The 19,071-nt window shown below is 61.5% G+C and carries 17 protein-coding genes; 13 read left to right on the forward strand and 4 right to left on the reverse strand.

Annotated elements, in window-relative coordinates:
- The first annotated feature begins 74 nt into the window (after positions 1 to 74).
- From QZ408_RS03095 to QZ408_RS03125, 7 genes are all read left to right on the forward strand, one after another.
- Positions 75 to 575: a hypothetical protein gene (locus tag QZ408_RS03095; RefSeq protein WP_292489694.1), complete on the forward strand. Its 501-nt coding sequence runs from the start codon at positions 75 to 77 to the stop codon at positions 573 to 575.
- Positions 512 to 1,033 (forward strand): dockerin type I repeat-containing protein, encoded by a 522-nt coding sequence (locus tag QZ408_RS03100; protein WP_292489697.1) that lies wholly within the window; start codon positions 512 to 514, stop codon positions 1,031 to 1,033. Before QZ408_RS03095 ends, QZ408_RS03100 begins: the two co-directional genes overlap by 64 nt.
- Before the next feature lie 9 nt (positions 1,034 to 1,042).
- Positions 1,043 to 1,813 carry a hypothetical protein gene (locus QZ408_RS03105; protein ID WP_292489699.1) on the forward strand — a complete coding sequence of 257 codons (771 nt, stop codon included), beginning with the start codon at positions 1,043 to 1,045 and terminating at the stop codon, positions 1,811 to 1,813.
- Between the two features lie 378 nt (positions 1,814 to 2,191).
- On the forward strand, positions 2,192 to 5,023 hold the full coding sequence (locus QZ408_RS03110) for an Ig-like domain-containing protein (RefSeq protein WP_292489701.1): 2,832 nt from the start codon (positions 2,192 to 2,194) through the stop codon (positions 5,021 to 5,023).
- A 410-nt stretch (positions 5,024 to 5,433) separates the two neighbouring features.
- On the forward strand, positions 5,434 to 7,626 hold the full coding sequence (locus tag QZ408_RS03115) for a hypothetical protein (RefSeq protein WP_292489702.1): 2,193 nt from the start codon (positions 5,434 to 5,436) through the stop codon (positions 7,624 to 7,626).
- On the forward strand, positions 7,610 to 8,647 hold the full coding sequence (locus QZ408_RS03120; protein ID WP_292489704.1) for a hypothetical protein: 1,038 nt from the start codon (positions 7,610 to 7,612) through the stop codon (positions 8,645 to 8,647). The genes QZ408_RS03115 and QZ408_RS03120 overlap by 17 nt, the downstream gene beginning before the upstream one ends.
- Positions 8,648 to 9,100: 453 nt before the next feature.
- Positions 9,101 to 9,649: a hypothetical protein gene (locus QZ408_RS03125; RefSeq protein ID WP_292489706.1), complete on the forward strand. Its 549-nt coding sequence runs from the start codon at positions 9,101 to 9,103 to the stop codon at positions 9,647 to 9,649.
- A gap of 12 nt (positions 9,650 to 9,661) precedes the next feature.
- On the opposite strand, the gene QZ408_RS03130 is transcribed toward QZ408_RS03125, so the two are convergent.
- Positions 9,662 to 10,993, reverse strand: a complete 1,332-nt coding sequence (locus tag QZ408_RS03130; RefSeq protein ID WP_292489708.1) for a cobyrinate a,c-diamide synthase — start codon at positions 10,991 to 10,993, stop codon at positions 9,662 to 9,664.
- Positions 10,994 to 11,124: 131 nt separating this feature from the next.
- Here QZ408_RS03130 and QZ408_RS03135 point away from each other — a divergent pair, with 131 nt between their 5' ends.
- From QZ408_RS03135 to QZ408_RS03160, 6 genes are all read left to right on the forward strand, one after another.
- The gene (locus tag QZ408_RS03135; RefSeq protein WP_292489784.1) at positions 11,125 to 11,817 is read left to right on the forward strand and encodes an energy-coupling factor ABC transporter permease; all 693 of its coding nucleotides are present in this window, start codon (positions 11,125 to 11,127) and stop codon (positions 11,815 to 11,817) included.
- Positions 11,814 to 12,104 (forward strand): energy-coupling factor ABC transporter substrate-binding protein, encoded by a 291-nt coding sequence (locus QZ408_RS03140; RefSeq protein ID WP_292489711.1) that lies wholly within the window; start codon positions 11,814 to 11,816, stop codon positions 12,102 to 12,104. The genes QZ408_RS03135 and QZ408_RS03140 overlap by 4 nt, the downstream gene beginning before the upstream one ends.
- A 28-nt stretch (positions 12,105 to 12,132) precedes the next feature.
- On the forward strand, positions 12,133 to 12,924 hold the full coding sequence (gene cbiQ, locus QZ408_RS03145) for a cobalt ECF transporter T component CbiQ (RefSeq protein ID WP_292489713.1): 792 nt from the start codon (positions 12,133 to 12,135) through the stop codon (positions 12,922 to 12,924).
- A complete protein-coding gene (locus QZ408_RS03150; RefSeq protein WP_292489714.1) occupies positions 12,921 to 14,123 on the forward strand; it encodes an ATP-binding cassette domain-containing protein in 1,203 nt (400 codons plus the stop codon). Before cbiQ ends, QZ408_RS03150 begins: the two co-directional genes overlap by 4 nt.
- 75 nt (positions 14,124 to 14,198) lie before the next feature.
- The gene (gene pyk, locus QZ408_RS03155; RefSeq protein ID WP_292489716.1) at positions 14,199 to 15,698 is read left to right on the forward strand and encodes a pyruvate kinase; all 1,500 of its coding nucleotides are present in this window, start codon (positions 14,199 to 14,201) and stop codon (positions 15,696 to 15,698) included.
- A 56-nt stretch (positions 15,699 to 15,754) separates the two neighbouring features.
- Positions 15,755 to 16,738 carry a cation diffusion facilitator family transporter gene (locus QZ408_RS03160; protein WP_292489718.1) on the forward strand — a complete coding sequence of 328 codons (984 nt, stop codon included), beginning with the start codon at positions 15,755 to 15,757 and terminating at the stop codon, positions 16,736 to 16,738.
- Between the two features lie 16 nt (positions 16,739 to 16,754).
- Here the strand turns inward: QZ408_RS03160 and QZ408_RS03165 are convergent, their stop codons facing one another.
- The 3 genes from QZ408_RS03165 to QZ408_RS03175 all read right to left on the reverse strand — a co-directional run bounded on the left by QZ408_RS03165 (position 16,755) and on the right by QZ408_RS03175 (position 19,062).
- On the reverse strand, positions 16,755 to 17,366 hold the full coding sequence (locus QZ408_RS03165; RefSeq protein ID WP_292489720.1) for a hypothetical protein: 612 nt from the start codon (positions 17,364 to 17,366) through the stop codon (positions 16,755 to 16,757).
- Positions 17,367 to 17,445: 79 nt separating this feature from the next.
- A complete protein-coding gene (locus tag QZ408_RS03170; protein ID WP_292489722.1) occupies positions 17,446 to 17,994 on the reverse strand; it encodes a phosphatidate cytidylyltransferase in 549 nt (182 codons plus the stop codon).
- Positions 17,995 to 18,792: 798 nt separating this feature from the next.
- Positions 18,793 to 19,062 (reverse strand): hypothetical protein, encoded by a 270-nt coding sequence (locus QZ408_RS03175; RefSeq protein ID WP_292489723.1) that lies wholly within the window; start codon positions 19,060 to 19,062, stop codon positions 18,793 to 18,795.
- Positions 19,063 to 19,071 lie beyond the last annotated feature (9 nt).

Genomic DNA, 19,071 nt, shown 5'->3' on the forward strand with positions numbered 1-19,071 from the left:
CAGCACACAGAAGTTCATCTCGCACATGTACAACGCTACCGAGAAGAAACTCTACATCTACCCCGGCTCTGACAATGCGTCCGCACCGAGCGTTCTTGCAGGCAGGCACGTCCAGGACCTTCTTTGTCCCGCTGAAGTTCGGGACCTCGGGCAACATCACTGTCGAAGCGCGTGCCTACCCGATATACAACGACACCTGGATGGCGCTCGGCACCGGCAGCACCTATGTGCTGGGCTACGGCAACGTCACGCTCGCCGCGGTGGACGAGACCAACGCACCGGTGACGGCGGAGTTCTACGTGGACCGGGGGTCCGTTGGATCGGGAACGAGCGTGAACACCACGCTGCTTGAGGGCACCTACCCGGTTGCAATCAAGAAAGACTCCGTATGGATCAACTCCTCGGTGAACGTCACACCCTCGAGAGCGTCACCTACACGGCGCATTTCGCGAGCGACAGGCGTGTCCCGTATATCGCGCAGGCGGAGGGCACGGCGGGCGAGATCCAGGTCATGCCCCCGGCGATCGAGGACACCACGGACGATGCCGGCCCGAACCGGTGGAACGCAGCGATAAAGGCAATGAAGTCGTTTAATTCGACGATTGCCAGCAGCGGCGGTCGTGCGACCATATCAGTCGAGATCCCGACCCTCACCCGGAACATCGGAACGGTCGAACTGAACGATACCGTTGTGGTCAGGGTCCACAATGCATCCGGATGGTTCGTAGTTCCGTCGAGTGGATACAGCCTTGAGGGCAGTGTCCTGACACTGTTCAACATTGACACGGCGGATGTCGACCAGGTGTCCATCGGGTTCGAGGGGAGGAGGCTTGGTGATGTCGATAACAACGGTAGAGTGCAGACAGCAGATGCGATCTACATCGCACGGTATCTCGTGGGCTATGTCGATCTCAATAGCAATGCTGCGTTCTATGCGGATACCGACGACCTCGGAAGCGTCAGAAACGCGGATGCTATCATGGTCGCCCGCTATCTAGTCGGCTTGACTGATGACAATTTCCAACCGCTTTAGGTGATTTCAATGAGGATGAGTCATTTTTTTTTCATAGTTTTCACAACAGCACTGTTAGTGAATCCGGTATTAGCAGACTCCATTGTGATCGAGACGGAAGACGGTAATCATTACATATCGTTCCAATCGGATAAGCCGGTCTCAATATCGGGCTATAACGTCCAGTTGAACTTCTCCCCGGGTACTGAGATCCAGACATTGGAGCCCCTGCTGCCGTATGCGGGAGCGGTAAACATCCAGAACCAGAAAGGATATGCAAAGATCGTTGGTTTCACAACGGAGACAACCGCCCCAAAGCGGCTTGCAACTCTATCTTATTCCGGAACGGGGAATTTTGAGATATTGGTCATCGAACTTTACGACAGCGATCTGAAGCCGGTCTCTGTTACCAACCCGCAGGTGGTTCTTCCAGCATCACCAACGGCAACCCCAACCGTGCCCCCATACCAGCCGGCATCCGGATACATATCACCGGCAGGAACGGGCGTGAACACGGGGCAACAAGGTACCCCTGACGCTTCAACCGGGGTTCAGCCGATACCGGGCGTCGCGGTAACCAGCCCTCCGACCACTACGGCATCTACGACGTCTCAGGGATCATCATCCTCTACCGCAGGAGCGATGGATACGGCAGCTGCGATCACTCCGCTAACTTCCATCACCCCCGTCGAAACTGGAGCGAGCACAGGTGCACAAAAAACCCCAATTAGCACCCCTGCAATCTTAGGTGGATTAATAATCAGCCTAATTATCTGGAGAACTGGAAGAAAACCTATTTAAAATTAGAAGACTTTATTAAAACAACAGGTAAACGAGGAAAGGGAGAGTCATATGTCAACTATGCGCAAAGCATGCCTATTCATTGGCATACTACTCATTTTCTCCGCGCTTTTCGTCAATGGAGTTGCAGCAAAGCAGCTCCAGATTACATCTGCGACAGGAGATTTTGGGACTGAAATTTATCTGACTGGTAATGAGTCTGACCAATTATGCGGGTACAATCTTAGGATTGCCTGGGATCCGGCAGTAATGAATGTAACCGCAGTAACAAATGAGGGGATTGCCGGGAACTTCGTGTTGAATCCAACACCTCCTGCAGAAGCTGGATCCCTTAGAGTCAATTACCAAACAAGTGGCGTAAATGTAGCAAACCAGACCTTGATTAAACTCATCTGCAACGCAAAGGTCTTCGACGGTTCCTCCACCAATATTTACGTTGATACGGCGTATAACCTGCGTGAAGTCGATGAGCTGGTTGGAGGTGTTCCAACTGATGTGTGGGACCAGTATACGTTTGTGGATGGGACATTCACCACCACCGACTACACCGCGCCTACGATCAGCATCACCACTCCTACCGATGGTTCAACCGTCTCCCGGACGGTGAATGTCGCCGCGACCATCACTGATGTCGGCGGTGTCGATGCGGATTCCATCGAGGTCTGCATCGGCGGTGTCGAGGTAACTCCGACGCTCGTGCCGCTCGTGAACGGTTATACCGTGACCGCCCAGCGGGAGAACGTTCCTGCCGGCAACAACGTGCAGGTTCAGGTGTGTGCGGAGGATCTTACCGGCAACTCCGCTGCAAAAGACCACTACGTGACGGTTGCCGAGGCGGGCATAACGTTTGCATTCCCGGCTAACGGCACGTATACGAACGAGGCTCAGCCGACTATCCTCGCGAACTTCGTGAAGGTGGACTGCACCACAATCAAGATGTTCGTCAACGATGTCGATGTCACCGCATCCTGTGCCTGGACTGGGGCCGGACCCGACGGCACGATCGCGCTGAACTACTCCCTCTACGGCGCGCTTGCCGACGGCGCGTATCATGTCGTCGTGAACGGCACGAACTCGCTTGTCCCGGGACAGGTGGAGTCCGACGAGGTCTACTTCGTCAAGGATACCGTCGCGCCTATCGTCTCGATCACCGGTATCGACGACAGCGACGGTGACGGGTTCCCGGAGGCGGGAGAACTGCTCTGCGTCGACTACACCGCAATCGATGCCAACCTCGATGATGTGTGGTTTGGCGGCGTGCACAACATCTCGCGCCAGAGTTCGGGATGCATCGATCTCACCATCGCGACAGGCAACAAAGAGATGGTTGCATGTGCAAGCGACCTTGCCGGAAACATCGGGTACAGCGCACCGGTGCACATCTACAACAACAACCTCGTGTACTTCAACGACTCGTCGCTTGGTTCCTTTGCCGGCCTGGACCTGACAAAGACGGCGCTGTACGACGTCTTCTCCACCGCGAAGGCCTTTACCCTGACCGGCCCGAACAAGTGGGTGACGGTGCCGACGCTCGGTGAACTCAACAAGACCATTACCGCCGGCAGCAACGTCACTCTTGATAACCGCAAAAACAACCCGATCCCCGCGGGATCGCTGCCGCCATCTATCGGCATCTACACGACGCCCACCGGCACCCTTGACTTTGCCGTCACCGTGCCGAACGTCACCAACGCAACCCTGATGATTGCAAGGGCAAACAGCACGCTCATCGACCAGCTGATCAAGAACCCGTCAAAGGACGCGCTGACGCCGGGTATGCTTGAGGATCTTCTCGATTCGGAGACAATAGTGCTCTATGGTCATAGTAAAGATATGACCAAATACGGCTATAAAATCGCCGGCATTGGTGCCGGGGGTAGCCTCGTGGATAAGGGTGGAGCTGGAACGATCCAGTTCTCGACCGATATGCCAACGGCCATCCGCAACAACTACGTTGACCTGAGCACCGGATTCGATACCAGAACTAAGTTATCTGACGTAGCCCCGCTCTCGATCAACAAACTCGGTCAGGGAGAGTACGCCCTTCTCGCGGTCTGCATGGACGACGACCGCTTTGCGATCATCGCGGGGACGGCCTTCACGGTCACCAAAGAGGCAGATTTACTCTCGACGAGCGCCGGAACCTACACCATCGGGCAGCCCGTGGTTGTGAACTCGGCAAAGTCGGGAGAGGTCCTCTCGGCAGTGGTGCTCAACAGCGCCGTGACCTACACCGGCAACGTGACGCTGAACTTCTCCACGCTCGGGAAGGATACGTTCAGGTCCGCATACCTCTTTGCCAACGGCAACCAGACCGTTGTGAAGCCCTTCGGCCAGGCAAACGTCTGGCTGACGAAAGGATACGGCAATGCGAGCGCAAAGAAGAACGCGGCAAGCGTCAGCGTCCCCACGTTCGATCTGCTCCCCGGCACCTATCGCGTCTACATGTTCCTTGAGGATAAGGGCAACGTGACGTCGTATAACGAGGCTACCATCACCCTCACGACCGTGACCCCGCCCACGCCCGGCCCCGCGCCCTACTACCGTGGCGGCGGTGGCGGCGGCAGCGGCAGCACCACCGCCTCCTACACCGGGACCGGTACCCTGCTGACCGGCAGCTCGGGCACCGTCCTCAAGTCCATCATCGTGAACGCCAATGACAACATCGGGAGCGTGCTCGTCCCGATCGGCACGAAGGCGCTCGACGCCGACGGCAAACCGCTCGGCGAGGTCGCCCTCAAGCCTCTCGCCGGCGACGCGGTCCCGGCGGTCCCGTCTGGATCGGTCTTCAAGTTTGCCGGCTACGCCTACGAGGCCAGCCCCGACGGTGCAACCTTCAGCCCGGGCATCACGCTCTCGCTCAGTATCCCCGAGGACGTCTGGAACTCCCTCGACCTCACCAACCAGCAGTGCGTGATGAAGTGGTACAACAAGGAGACCGGCCTCTGGGAGGACGTCCCGACGACCGTCATCCCGGGCACGAGGACCGTCGAGATCCGGGTGACGCACTTCAGCATCTACGCGCTCTTCACCGAGCCGGTGACGACCCCCACCCCGACCGAGACGGCGAGCACGACCCCGACGACGACAACAACGACGCCGTCCGCCGAGCCGCCCGCTGAAGGACTGCCCATGATGATGATCCTCGCGATCTTTGCGGTGATCGCCATCATCATAGCAGCCGGATACTTCCTCATGATGCGGAAGTAATCCAGCAACCCTTTTTTTGGTCCCGTGGACCCGTAAACGGCACGTGAATGCCCCCCCCGGCGAAGTCCCTGCGACGCCCCGGGAAGGGGTGTTTCGCGGTCGGTCGCCCGGGAGGGAGGGCCGGATGGTTTTTCGGCCGGATTGATCGCGGAACATGACGGCTGCAGGCGAGATCGCCGGAGAAGTTGTACGAGAACGCGCCTCCGATCTGAACCGCGTTTTCACGTTCCGGTGTGGGAAAGTCTAAATCGTAGAGTATCGAGATCATAACCTGGCAGATGCCATAATCCGTTTTGGCGGGTATATCTGCGCCTCCTGCCTTGAGCTGCGTGAAAATAGCCGGATCATGGCAACACACCCGGAAACATGCCCTGCCGGAGCAGAACAGTCCGGGACAAAAAGAGGGGACAATGAGCATAGAAGAAAATTTCGACATACCGCTGATTGCCGCAATGGCGCTCAAAGAAAAACAGATCCAGCAGAATTACCGGCCGATTATTGCGGTTCATAAGTGGTTTGCCAGAAGGCCCGGCACGTTGTTCCGCGGTTTGATCTTATCGGAATTCGGCGGGCGTCCGGTTGCCGATACGTTCTTCCAGGCTAACAGCATCCCCGATCGTACAATCGCCGATCCGTTCATGGGAGGAGGCACCCCGCTCCTTGAAGCAAACCGTGTGGGGTGCAACATCGTAGGTTTCGACATCAATCCCATGGCCGCCTGGATTGTACGCGAGGAGATAGAGCGCCTCGACCTCCAGGAGTATCGAAGTGAGGCCGAAAGGTTAATAACATCGTTAGAACAGGAGATAGGGGAACTCTACAGGACCGACTGCAATCTCTACGGGGATAGCGACGTCCCGGTAAAGTACTTTCTCTGGGTCAAGACACTTGACTGCGAAGAGTGCGGCGCGTCCATCGATCTGTTCCCCGGGTACGTGATCGCAAAGGATGCGCGTCATCCCCGTAACGTCGTGGTGTGCCCGTGCTGCGGAGAACTCAATGAGATCAGCGATCTGCAGGCGCCGGGTGCATGCAGGTGCTGTGGAGAGAAACTGCTCTCGACCGGCCCTGCAAGGCGTAACCGGTGCGTCTGCCCGGACTGCGGATACCAGAATACCTATCCCCGGCCGGAATCCGGCCCCCCACGTCACCGGTTGTTTGCGATTGAGTATCATAACCCGTACAGGGCGGGTGGGCACGAGGGTCGGTTCTTCAAGAAACCCGATGAAAAAGACCTGGATATGGTGCAGGAAGCCGCGCGGAGGCTACGCTCGATCCGCCCGCGCTACATCCCGGAGCAGAAAATTTTAGCGGGAGATGAGACCGACAGGCTCCATCATTGGGGTTACAACCATTACCGGGAGTTATTCAGCGGGCGGCAACTGCTCGGTCTGGAGTTGAGCTGCCGTCGCATCGCCGGGGTTCCGGATGACCGCATAAGGCGGGCTCTTGCTACAAACCTGTCCGATCTTCTCCGGTACCAGAATCTGCTGTGCCGTTACGACACCACGGCCCTGAAGTCCCTGGATATCTTCTCGGTTCATGGATTTCCCGTCGGATTGATCCAGTGCGAATCGAATCTCCCGGGAATTACGAACGGGCAGGGCATGAACGTGGGTTCGGGCGGATGGCGAAATATCGTCAACAAATACATAACGGCCAAGCAATACTGCGACGCTCCCTTCGAAACCTACCAGAAAGGAAAACGAAAGGTCCGCATACCCATTGTGGGCGAATGGATTGGAGGTAGTCCGGACGCCTGCGGCCGGCGGGAAGTGCATCTGTATTGCGCAAATTCCGCCGGCGTAAAACTGAAGCCCGCAAGCCTGGATGCAGTGTTCACCGATCCCCCGTACTTCGGGAACGTCCAGTATGGCGAGTTGATGGACTTCTGCTACGTCTGGTTGCGGGGCCTTGCCGGAACCGGTGCAGAAGGATTTGATAGGGAATCGACCCGCTCCCCGGAAGAATTAACCGGGAATGAGAGCCAGGGCAGAGACCTGGAGCATTTTGCGGACGGTCTCTCGTCTGTCTACCGCAACATGGTATATGCCCTGAAGCCGGGAGCACCGCTTGCTTTTACGTTTCACCACAACAACGTCGAAACATATTATGCCGTCGGCGTTGCGATTCTTGACGCCGGGCTCAGGTGCTTTGCGAGTCTGCCCTGTCCTGCCGAGATGGGGGGATCTATCCATATACACGGCACAAAATCGTCGATCGTCGATACCGTTTTTGTCTGCCGGAGGTATGGGCATACCCGGAGAGGCCAGGACTTCGAAACCCTGGTACAGCTGGCAGGTATCGTACGGGACGAATTAGAGCAATTAAAACGAGCGGGCATGAAACCCACCGAAGGGGATATCCGGTGCATCGTATACGGACATCTCACCCGCATGACCGTATGGAGATTATCTGAAGGATGGAACTCAACGCTACCTGTTGGTGAGCGGTTGAACAGGTTCGCAGAAACATTCTCGGGTTTCGGGGATCTGCAACCGGTCCTGGATCTGCTTGCCCGGCACCTGAGATCTGCGGCCCCCTGCAATCTACCGGTTCAAACCCGTCTCTATGAGGAGGGCCGTGATGCCGTTTCCCTTTGAGGTGCCGTTTGAAGAGGTGCAATCGGATCTGGAGAGTTACATCGATGCAACATTTGATTCTCTGGGGTCTGCGTTTTTAACGATGCCCAGAGGGGAAGGGTTCACTGAATATCCCACGTTTGAAGAGGGTTACGAAGTACTGAAGCGCGCCACACGCAATTTCCGGGATATGTCGCCGGAATCGGTGACTGCAGCGGTATATGACGCCCCGATCGCCTTCATCGTGCTCCGGACGATCCTTGGTTTCACCCCACCCGAATGGGCATATGTCACCACACAGCGGACAGGCGTAGAGGTAACTCAGGGCGCTGCCCGCGGAATAGACAAAAAGATCCGAACCAATCCGTTTGAGCCGCTGTGCGCCCCGAACAGCGGTATAACGGATATACGAATACAGGCGATGGTGCAGGTTGCCTGTGAGTTAATCCGCGAAGGTCCCCGTGAGAACATTGCGGGTATACTGCACCGGCTGGATAAGGCAGACACAAGACAGGGGCTGAACAGCCTTCAATCACTGGCCGGCCTTGGTGTCCCCTACCCGATGCTCCTCTATGAACGATTTCTGGGAAGGCCTTTTGCCGCACATCGCGACTCCGTCTCCGGGCTGATCGGGGACGTGCTGGAGGCCGCCATCGAAGAGGTGTTGTCGCGCGGAGGGATAAGTTTCCGAAAGACGAAACGTGCAGAGCGCGTAATCGGATTTGATCAGGCCCCGGACTTCATTATTCCGGACGAGTTTAATCCGCAGATTGTCATTGAGGCGAAGATTGCCGAGGATGACGGTACAGCGCGCGACAAAGTGACCCGGGTGCAACACCTGGGCGAACTCAGTATGCAGGGCCGCCGGGCCGGCGAGGCCCCGAAGTATGAAGTGATTGCCTGTATTGCCGGCCGGGGTTTCGGCATCCGCCGGGAGGACATGAAGAAACTCATTCTCTCGACCCGCGGAAAGGTGTTCACCCTGAGTACCCTGGACCGCCTGATCGAGTGCACAAAATTGAAGGAGTATGCGATACGGTAGGATGGGGCGGGACCGTCACGAAGCCTCCCTGTTCTTTCTCAGAAGTCCCCCCCGGACAAACTGTTCGACATCCGGGCCGGCAGCCCGGAGAGTGAGCCGGCTGACGTGTTAGAACCCGGCCCTCCGCCGGATCCGGTGCGCCCGGCTCGACACCGCGGCAACGGGGACGGGAAACGGATCGAGATGGCGCCATCTGCCCGCCCGGTGCAGGGGGTGCCGCACCGGGCGGGATATGAACCTCCGGCGACAGGACCGGGAACCCCCTATCCGGGCTCATGGCCCGTTACCCGGAGATTTGATGCCGTCCGGGGTGCTTATCGGCCGTAAGGCCCACGTTATTGGTCGGATAGCAGAACAGCCGGAGGCAACGCCTTCCCGACAAACATTTACCCTGCATTCCGATTTTCGCACCGGGGGTAAAGTTTATCTGCGCTAAGGAGCATCATCCGCTCCATGAAGAGAGTGTTTGGTATCCTTGCCCTCATGGTGATCGCGAGCATCATGATCGCAGGGTGTGTGCAGCCGACGGGCAACGAGACAGCGACCCCCGGCACAACAACACCGGGTGTCACCGAGACCCCGGTGGCAACAACGACGACCGAAACCCCGATGGCAACAACGACAACCGGGACCCCGGCGACGACGGCGACGCCCATGGAGACCGGGACCACCACAGCAACCCCAACGACCGCCGCCGCGAACGTGACGGAAACCCCGCCGGGACCGCCGGCAGCCGGCGGCGAGACCGTCTCCATCATCGATAGCGGTTTTGTACCGGATACGCTCACCATCTCCCCGGGCACCACGGTGACCTGGACCAACGACGCCGCCACGAACGAGACCATCACGGCGACCGGGCAGGCGGCATACTTCGACTCAGGGATGCTCCAGCCGGGCGACTCGTATAACTACACCTTCACCGCATCGGACAACTACTCCTACATGTCACAGACATCCGGGTTTACCGGGACCGTCGTCGTCACCGGCAACACAACCTCCTGACCCTTTTTCCCTCTATGACCGCCGGTATGCCGCAGCGGCCCGCACCAGCGTCCCGGCGGACTCTTCCGTGCAGTAGGCGTGGGTGTACTGCCCGACCGCGTTCTGCGCCGTAAGTCCGTCCCGGCCGCCGTCGATCCCCTTTCCCCGGAGGAGCTCCAGGGCGAACCTCGCGTCAGGGGCGCAGTCGAGACGTGAGTAGTGGAACTCGTGGCCCCGGAAGGCCGAACCCGGCGTAAGGACCGGGGCCCCGCCGACCACCCGGGCCTCCACGTAGCCGAGAGCCTGGATCCGGTCGGTCATCACTGCCGCCGCCGGGAGGATCCCCGCCATCGGGTAGTCGCCGTCGCCGGTCGTGAGCCGTTCCGTGAGGTAGATGAGCCCGCCGCATTCCGCGTAGACCGGCATACCGTCATCGGCCGCCTGCCGCACGTCGTCCCGGCATCGGGAAGCCGCGAGCGCCGCCGCGTGGAGTTCCGGGTAACCGCCGCCGAGGTAGAGCGCATCCACCTCCGGGAGCCGATCGGTCATCGGCGAGAAGAAGATCAGGTTCGCCCCGGCCCGCGCGAGCCGGTCGAGGTTGTCGGCATAGTAGAAGCAGAATGCTGCATCGTTCGCGACGCCGACCCGCACCCGCGCCTCCGGCCGGTCCCGGGTCTCGGACGGCGCCGGGAGGGGCGGGGCCGACCGTGCAAGGTCCATGATCCCGGAGAGATCGCAGGTCTCCTCCACCACCGCCCCGAACCCCCCAAGCACCCCGGTCTCGGCCGCCATAGCGAGGCCGAGGTGCCGGCTCCCGACAGCAAGGTCTTTCCTCCGCGGGACCCCCCCGTAGACGGGGAGGCTCTGCGTGGCCTCGATCATGGCCAGGTGGCGGGCGCTCCCGACCCGGTTGAAGATGACCCCGGCGACCCGGACGTCCGGGTCGAACCCTGCATACCCCCGGACCATCGCATGCACGCTCCTTGACGCGCCCCCTGCGTCCACCACGAGGAGAACCGGAGCGTCGAGGATCTTCGCGACGTGGGCCGTGCTCGCGGTGTCGCTTCCTTCGAGCCCGTCGTAGAGCCCCATCGCACCCTCGACGACGGCGACGTCGGCTCCGGCGGAGGCCCGGACGAACGTCTCCCGCACGCCCGCCTCCCCCATCATGAACGGGTCGAGGTTGCGCGACGCGCGATCGCAGATGGCCGAGTGATGCGTGGGGTCGATGAAGTCCGGGCCTACCTTGAAGGGCTGGACGGCGAGCCCCCGGGCGGCGAGCGCCGCCATCAGGCCGCTTGCAAGCGTAGTCTTGCCGCAGCCGCTGTGGGTTCCGGCGACGATGATTCGTGGAATCGGGCGCATATCGTTCCAGTAGTGTTGAATACCGCAGGAGATAAATATGACCTGAGATAACCTCGATACATCAGATTAATTTACATTAATACAAGTTAATTTGGATGACACGCCGGTACGGCGGTCTCCAGGTGGATATCATGCATATCATGGAAGGATTCTTACCAAGTCCCTGGTGGCAGGTCTGGTTTCTCGTCTCCCTGCCGTTCCTCGTCATCGGTCTCTACCAGGTGAACAGACTTGTACAGGAAAAACGAGAAGCCCTGCCGCTCCTTGCTGTCGCAGGCGCGTTTGTCTTCGTTCTCTCCTCGCTTAAACTCCCCTCGTTCAACGGGAGCTGCTCCCACCCCACGGGGACCGGACTCGGCGCCGTCCTCTTCGGCCCCTGCATCGCCGGGGTCCTCGGGCTGATCGTCCTCGTCTTCCAGGCGGTCTTCCTCGCGCACGGCGGGCTCACCACCCTCGGGGCGAACGTCTTCTCGATGGGGATCGCGGGTCCGGCCGTCGCCTACGCCATCTATAAGGCCGGGACCCGCGTTGGCGCGAGCACCTACGCGACGGTCTTTGTCGCCGCAGCCCTCGCCGATCTCACCACCTACGTCGTCACCTCGGTCCAGCTTGCGCTCGCGTTCCCCGGGACCGCCGGGTTCTTCGGGGCGTTCTCGGCCTTCGCCGCGATCTTCGCCGTCACCCAGGTCCCGCTCGCCATCATCGAGGGCGCGGTCATTGCGCTGGTCTTCAAGTATATCGTCCAGGTCAAACCCGAGATCCTCACCCGCTTAAACCTCCTCTCCGAGAGCACCGTCAGGAAACTCCGGGAGGCCTCGGCATGAAGTACGGCATGGAGATCGCGGTCGCCGCGCTGATCGTCGTCTTTGCCGCCGTCTTCCTGTACCAGGACGCCGCGATCCGCGCATCCGGGGAGGAGGCCTGGGGCGGGGCCGACGGCAACGCCGCCGACCTCATCGAGGCCTCGGGCTACGAACCCTGGGTAGATCCCTTCTGGGAACCCCCGAGCGGTGAGATCGAGTCGCTCCTCTTTGCCCTGCAGGCCGCCATCGGCGCGGTCGTCATCGGCTACATCTTCGGCTACTGGCGGGGCAGCAGGAAAACCGCCTGATTTTTTTGGTAACCCGGCGAACCAGGGTATGGAGGATGTGAATATGTACGAGGTGCTCGAAGACTTTGCCCAGACAAACGCTCTGCGGCAGACAAGCCCCGGCCTCAAACTCTTCCTCGGGCTTGCAAGCATCCTCCTCTGCGTCTCGTCGCCCGGCCCCGTCGCCCCCCTGCTGGTTGCGGTCTCGCTCTCCGTCGCCATCCTCGCCCTCGCCCGCATCCCTCCCCGGGTCTACGCCCGCCTTCTCCTCATCCCGGTCTCGTTTGCGGTGATGAGCATCGCCGTCATCCTCTTCATCACCGGGAGCGGAACGGTCCTCTTTGAGGTCCCCGGCCTCCCCCTCGCGGTCACGGCCGACGGCGCGAACCTTGCCGTCCTCCTCCTTGCCCGGGTCTTCGGCGGCATGTGCTCGCTCTACTTCATCGCGCTCACGACGCCGATGACTGAGGTCTTCGATATCTTCAGGAGACTCGGGGTGCCGACCGTCCTCATCGACCTTGCCATGCTCATCTACCGGTTCATCTTCATCCTCATCGAGGAGGCCGGCCAGATATACCGCTCGCAGGTGATGCGCCTCGGATACGGCCGGTTCAGGGAGTCGGTGAACTCCTTCGGGATGCTCGCGGGGGCGCTCTTCCTCCGCACCTGGGAGAGCGGCGAGGCGCTGGTGCTCGCGATGGACGCACGCTGTTATGACGGAAAACTCGGTATCCCCGGCGACGCCCGGCCGATCTCCTACCCCGCTCTCGCGGTGGCCCTCGTCTACCTCGGGGCCGTGCTCGCAGTATCGCTCAAGACCGGAGGTCCGCTGCTCATATGACACCACTGCTTGAAACCGATAACGTCACCTACACCTACCCAAATGGTCCCGCTCCGGCCCTCTCCGGGGTGAGCATCACGATCACCGCCGGGTCAAAGACCGCTCTCGTCGGCCCGAACGGCGCCGGAAAATCGACGCTCCTCCTCATGCTCAACGGCATGCTCCGGCCGACATCGGGCGAGGTCAGATTCGAAGGCCGGTCGCTCGCCTACGACAACCGGAGTCTCCGGGGCCTCCGCCGCCGGGTCGGGTTTGTCTTCCAGAACCCGGACGTCCAGATCATCGCCCCGACCGTCGAACAGGACGTGGCCTTCGGGCCGGTGAACCTCGGCCTCCCCCCCGACGCCGTACGGCGGACGGTCAGGAGTGCGCTCGGCTACGTCGGGCTCCACGGCTACGAGAAGCGGCCGCCCCACCACCTCTCCGGCGGCGAGAAGAAGCGGGTCGCCATCGCCGGCATCCTCGCGATGGAACCTGCGGTCCTCGTCTTCGACGAACCGACAAACACCCTCGACCCCGCGAGTTCCGAGGAGGTGATGGAACTCCTCGACGAACTTGCCTCCTCCGGCCGGACGGTGCTCATATCCACGCACGACGTCGAGCTCGCCTACCGCTGGGCCGACTCGGTCATCCTCATGGAGCGGGGGAGCGTCCTCGCCCGGGGCCCGCCGGAGGAGGTCTTCTCGGACCACAACCTCCTTGCGGCCGCCCGCTTAAAACCGCCGGCCCTCCTCGACCTCTACAACGAGCTCGGTCTCCGAGGCGTCCTCGCCGGGGATGTTCCCCCGAAAAGCGTGCTCGAGTTCACCGACCGGATCGAGCGGGCGATGCACGGCCACGTCCCCGACCGGGACGAGCCCGGGACGATCTACCTTTGCGACGCCGACCGGATCGGCGGCGCCGGCGTCCGGGCGCTCGTGGAGCAGGGCGCGGTCGAACATGTCGGGGCGATGGGCACCCGCGCGAAGGAGTTCGCCAACCGGGAGCGGATCCTCCTCGACTACACCTACGGGGTCATCGACAAGTGCATCTTAAAAGCCCTCATCGGGGAGAACTCGCTCATCATCACCACCGGGGGGATGGTCGAGCACGTTCGCCGGCGTATCGGGGAGTACAGCGCGGAGAGCGGGCGGACGCTCGGGGTGACCCCGGTGCGGGAGCCGGAGAGCACCTGGCCCGGCCGGGAACCGGCCCTTTGAGTGAGAAAAACCCTGACCTCGTTTTTGCATAACTCGGTGAGAAGTTTAATTGGGTGTCGCACCGGAGGTTATTACATGATGCTCGAAGAGGCTCTGCAGCGCATATCAGAACAGGCAAAACGGAAGCGGATGAGCCTGCCCGACCACAAGACCAAGATTGTATGCACAATCGGGCCGGCGTCAAACTCGCGGGCGGTGCTCGCCGACCTGGTCCGCGCCGGCATGAACGTCGCCCGGCTCAACCTCTCCCACGGAACATTCGAGGAGCACCGGGAGAACATACGAACCATCAGGATGGCGGCCGAGGACGCCGGGCTCCCGGTCACGATCTTAATCGACCTCCCGGGACCGAAGATCCGGCTCGGCGACCTCGCGGTGGAGCCCGTGGAACTTCAGAAGGGCGAAACCATCACCCTCACCGCCGCGCCGGCGTCTGACGATCCTTCCCGGATCCCGGTTGACTTCGAGCGGTTCCCCGATCTGGTCTCTGAGGGGTGCACCGTCTTCATCAACGACGGGTTCCTCCAACTCAGGGTCGATGAGGTCGCCGGGAAGGATGTCAGGGCGACGGTGATCATCGGCGGCACGCTGCTCTCGCGCAAGGGCGTCAGTCTCGTCGGCGGCGGGGGGATCGTTGCGCTCAGCGCCGTGACCGACCGGGACCTTGAGTGCATCGATTTCGGGCTTTCTGAGGGGATCGATACCTTCGGGATCTCGTTCATCGAGCGGGCGGAGGATATCAGGCGAGCCCGGGAGCACGCGGCCCGGGCGGGAAAGATCATCCGGGTGATAGCAAAGATCGAGCGGCAGGAAGCGCTTGCAAACATCGACGAGATCCTCGGGGAGACCGATGGGGTGATGATCGCCCGGGGCGATCTCGGGGTCCAGACTCCGATCGAGGATGTCCCGGCGGTGCAGAAGCGGATCATCCAGAAGGCGAACATCCTCGGCCGACCGGTGATCACCGCGACCCAGATGCTCGTCTCGATGACCGACAACATCCGGCCCACCCGGGCGGAGGTGACCGACGTCGCAAACGCCATCCTCGATGGGACGGACGCCGTCATGCTCTCCGAGGAGACGTCCATCGGGAAGTACCCGGTCGAGACGGTCGCGATGATGGCAAAGATCGCCCGCTCGACCGAGGAGAAGCGGTCAACCCTCGGGCCCGGGCGCAACCTGGTCGACTACTTCAGGAAGGGAAAAGGCCGGGAGGGGATCACCATCAACGATGTCGTCTCCCTCAACGTCATCGAATCGATGGACGCGCTCGGCATCAGGTACGTGCTGACGCCCACCCGTTCCGGGAACACCCCCCGGAGCATATCGCGGTTCAAGCCTGAGGCCTGGATCCTCGCGTTCACCAGGAGCCCCACCACCCTCAAGTTCCTGGCCTTCTCCTACGGGGTCCATCCGTTCCTGATCAGCAGCGAGAAGGAGTACTGGCACGGGGCGATCCTGGACTCGATCCGGGACTCCGGGCTGATCAAACCGGGGGAGCGCGTGGTGCTGACCGAAGGGATATCCCCGGGGCGCGAGGGGACCGATTCGCTCATCATCCTGACGGTGGACTGAGGTCACCCTCGGGGGACAAAAACCCTATCCCCCCGGGAGTCGAATATTGAGCAGTTATGGGAGAGGTCATTCCCGCCGGGGGGGACGCCGCGCTTAAAGAGAAGACCGCCCGCCTCTCGGTCGCATCAAACACCTTTCTTGTCGCGACGAAACTGGCTGTCGGGGTTGCCATCGGCTCGGTCGGTATCATATCGGAGGCGATCCACTCCGCAATCGACCTGATAGCCGCGGTCGTCGCGTACTTCTCGGTCCGGCAGTCGGCCCGGCCGCCCGACGAGTGCCACACCTTCGGGCACGGGAAGTACGAGAGCATATCCGGGCTCCTTGAGGCGGTCCTGATCCTCGTGGCAGCCGTCCTGATCATCAACGAGGCGGTAAAAAACCTCCTCGGGGGCGCGGAGACGCTGAACGTCGATGCGCTCGGGGTCGGTATCGCCGTCATGCTCCTCTCGGCCGGGATAAATCTCTACGTCTCGTCCCGGCTCATGACAGTGGCGAAGAAGACCGAGTCGATTGCGCTCGAGAGCGATGCCTGGCACCTGCGCACCGACGTCTACACCTCTGCCGGGGTCGTGGGGGGACTTGTCCTGATCAAGCTCACCGGGATTGTGATGCTCGACTCCTTCGTCGCGCTCGGTGTCGCGGTCATCATCCTGAAGGCTGCGTTCGACCTTATCAGGCGTTCGTTTGAGGATCTCGTCGACCGGAGCCTCCCCCCCGAGGAGGAGGCCCGGATCCGGGAGATCATCAACGAGCACTGCACGGCGGTCATCAGTTTCCACCGGCTGCGGACCCGCCGGTCGGGGCCGAACCGGTTCGTGGACCTCCATATGGTCGTCCCGAGGACCGCGACCCTCGAGGAGGCCTACGGTATCGTGAAACACGTGGAGGCCGACGTCAAACGGGAGTTCCCCCGGACGAGCGTCACCATCAGGGTGCAGCCCTGCACCGGCGAGGACTGTCTCGCCTGCGGGGTCCTGGCCGCCTGCCCGGAGTGCGAGCACCTGACGCTCCACGGAGGGCCGGAAAAAGAGCGGTAGCAGGAGGTCAGGGGCTCTACTCACGGGAGAAGAGACCGCGCTCCCGCATCTCCTTTTCTGCGAGCGTCAGGAGCCTGTCCTGCTCCTGCTCTATCGTTCTGATCTGCTCCCGGAGCATTGCCCGGGTCTCGTCGTCGCAGGTGCAGTTATCGATTGATTGTCGGAGTTCTACGAACCGCTCCCGGTTCTGCTGTGTCTCTTTTGCGATCAGGCGGGCGGCGTCCATGTCGCCCCCGAAGAGGAACCGCACGAAGCCATGTCGGGCCCGGATCTGCTCCTCGGCCGCGAGCGTCTTCTGGACCGAGTTGTTGAACTCCCGGGCGACGGCGGAGACTTCCTGGCCTATGCCGCCGATCCGGTTTTCTGCGGCAAGCAGGGCATGGACGGCGAACCTGACCTGATTCTGGTCACGGTGGCTCCTGTCTACCCCGGTCTTGTTCTCCTCTTCCGTGACGGTCTTGTTCTCTGTAACCTTGGCGTTCATCCGGTGTTCACCTCCCGGCGTCGTATTCGTCTCGTCGTTTCCCATCTGCTCCCCCGCCGGAGCGCCGTGGCAACCGGAAGCGGCGGCCGCGAACCCCGGGAGGACGAGGAAGACGATCATAACTGCTGCAATGATGCGTTTCATTGTTTCACCTCAGCGGGTGCAAAAGGAAATTCCTGGGCATATTTTATACTTTTATCGAACCGCCCGGTTCAACGATGCCTCAGAGCAGCACCGTGAGGGCGAGGCAGGCTACGACCGGGATGACAAGGTTATCGTCCACCGGGCTTACCAGTTCGGCGACTGCCGCGGCCGCGGCCGTTGCGAGGGCGGCCACCGGCGGGACGAGGAGACAGAGGGCCGCCGCCGTCACCGTTGCCCCGGCAAGCGTCCCTTCGAGGGACTTGTGGTTGTAGATCCGGGTCCTCCCGAACCGGGTGCCGGCAAGGGTGGTGACGCTGTCGAGGAGCGAGAGCACCACGAGCCCATCGAAGACAATCGCTTTTTCGAAGAAGACGAGGCAGAAGAGGGCTCCGAGCGCGAAGAAGAGCGCTCCCCGGCCGGGTGCCGCGTCCCGCCGCTCGAGGTTTGCGATGATCGCCGAGACGACCGGGATGGTGTAGCCCCGGGAGACGGCGTCGGAGAGGATGAACCCTGCAAAGAGGGTGAGCACGAGGGTGGAGAGGGTGAGGTCGCGGTCGAACAGGAGGATAAATCCCGCAATCCCGAGGCCGAAGAGGAGGTGGACGACCTGGCGAAGCGGTTCGTTCATCGTACCTGAGGTTGGCGCGAAACGGGTTAAACCCTCTGCCAGCGGGAACCGGAGAAGGTCGGGCACGGGGCGAACCTGCCGGGTAACCCGTGAGCCCGGATTTTCCGGAGGTCCGGCATGCGGGGCCCTTGCCCGTACCGGAGAGGCGGCCGGTGCCGGGCGGAGTATGGAGGCCTCCGGTTGGTTTTACGGCGAATGCGCGTCCGGATCGGGGCGCACGAGCCCGGGAGTGTGGACGTTTGCCCCGGCAAGGCGACCCTGAGCGGTGGCTACGATCCCGCCCGGGAACTACTGCATCGATTCCAGATGAACAGACCCTATCTGGCCTTCGTCCCATCCCACCCGGAGCGCTCCCCTCCGTCCCCCCGCTTCGCCCGCGCTTCACCCAGGTAGAATACCCATACGCTTCTCCGGCAGCCCCACCCCGCCCGCGCTGCGCTCCTCCCCCGCCCCCACCGGGGGCGAGGGCAGCCATGGCGATAGCCAGCGGGAAGGCCGTGCCAGGGGATGGTGCTGGCGGCGGTTTCCCTGAGGGGTCAGATGAGGTCCAGGAGTTAGCCAGGACCCGGTTCTCCCCCGGGTTCTCCCCGTGCACTGGACTGTGGTGGATATCGCCACGGAGGGGGGCAGTACGTGGGGATACCGGGGAAAAACTGTCTCACGAGATGCACCCCCCCGGATAGTGTGAAAAGAGATCGATACTCTCCTCCGTTGAGCGTGCCGGTAATTGGGAATCGTTGCACTACGTCGGTCCCGGCGGCGGCCGGGCCCTTACGGGGCCGGTGCGGCCCGGCAACCTCACCGTGAACGGCACTTCCGGATGAACGCCCGGGCCTCCTCGTCGGTGATCGCGTAGGTCGCCTGTGCCTCGAGCGCGACCACCCGGAGGATCACCGCCACGTCGTCGAGGCGGCGCTTGTGGTCCCCGCGGACGTGCTTTCTCACTTCGCGGAGAGTCTCAAGCGCGGTTCCGACGTTTGCTATCGTGCATAGGGCGCTCTCCCGGGTGCCGATCTCGACGGCGGGGAGGATACGGGGCGGCGGCCGGGCGGCAGGGGCAGGAGCCATCGTACTTAC

The organism is Methanoculleus sp. 10, assembly GCF_913757945.1.
Taxonomy (GTDB): domain Archaea; phylum Halobacteriota; class Methanomicrobia; order Methanomicrobiales; family Methanoculleaceae; genus Methanoculleus.

What these genes read in the sequence shown, in the direction of transcription:
- QZ408_RS03095 (WP_292489694.1), top strand. Translation starts at nt 75, where the DNA reads ATGCGTCCGCACCGAGCGTTCTTGCAGGCAGGCACGTCCAGGACCTTC.
- QZ408_RS03105 (WP_292489699.1), top strand. Translation starts at nt 1,043, where the DNA reads ATGAGGATGAGTCATTTTTTTTTCATAGTTTTCACAACAGCACTGTTA.
- QZ408_RS03125 (WP_292489706.1), top strand. Translation starts at nt 9,101, where the DNA reads ATGAAGAGAGTGTTTGGTATCCTTGCCCTCATGGTGATCGCGAGCATC.
- QZ408_RS03115 (WP_292489702.1), top strand. Translation starts at nt 5,434, where the DNA reads ATGAGCATAGAAGAAAATTTCGACATACCGCTGATTGCCGCAATGGCG.
- QZ408_RS03175 (WP_292489723.1), bottom strand. Translation starts at nt 19,062, where the DNA reads ATGGCTCCTGCCCCTGCCGCCCGGCCGCCGCCCCGTATCCTCCCCGCC.
- QZ408_RS03120 (WP_292489704.1), top strand. Translation starts at nt 7,610, where the DNA reads ATGCCGTTTCCCTTTGAGGTGCCGTTTGAAGAGGTGCAATCGGATCTG.
- QZ408_RS03160 (WP_292489718.1), top strand. Translation starts at nt 15,755, where the DNA reads ATGGGAGAGGTCATTCCCGCCGGGGGGGACGCCGCGCTTAAAGAGAAG.
- pyk (WP_292489716.1), top strand. Translation starts at nt 14,199, where the DNA reads ATGATGCTCGAAGAGGCTCTGCAGCGCATATCAGAACAGGCAAAACGG.
- QZ408_RS03100 (WP_292489697.1), top strand. Translation starts at nt 512, where the DNA reads ATGCCCCCGGCGATCGAGGACACCACGGACGATGCCGGCCCGAACCGG.
- QZ408_RS03150 (WP_292489714.1), top strand. Translation starts at nt 12,921, where the DNA reads ATGACACCACTGCTTGAAACCGATAACGTCACCTACACCTACCCAAAT.
- QZ408_RS03135 (WP_292489784.1), top strand. Translation starts at nt 11,125, where the DNA reads ATGCATATCATGGAAGGATTCTTACCAAGTCCCTGGTGGCAGGTCTGG.
- cbiQ (WP_292489713.1), top strand. Translation starts at nt 12,133, where the DNA reads ATGGAGGATGTGAATATGTACGAGGTGCTCGAAGACTTTGCCCAGACA.
- QZ408_RS03140 (WP_292489711.1), top strand. Translation starts at nt 11,814, where the DNA reads ATGAAGTACGGCATGGAGATCGCGGTCGCCGCGCTGATCGTCGTCTTT.
- QZ408_RS03130 (WP_292489708.1), bottom strand. Translation starts at nt 10,993, where the DNA reads ATGCGCCCGATTCCACGAATCATCGTCGCCGGAACCCACAGCGGCTGC.
- QZ408_RS03165 (WP_292489720.1), bottom strand. Translation starts at nt 17,366, where the DNA reads ATGAAACGCATCATTGCAGCAGTTATGATCGTCTTCCTCGTCCTCCCG.
- QZ408_RS03170 (WP_292489722.1), bottom strand. Translation starts at nt 17,994, where the DNA reads ATGAACGAACCGCTTCGCCAGGTCGTCCACCTCCTCTTCGGCCTCGGG.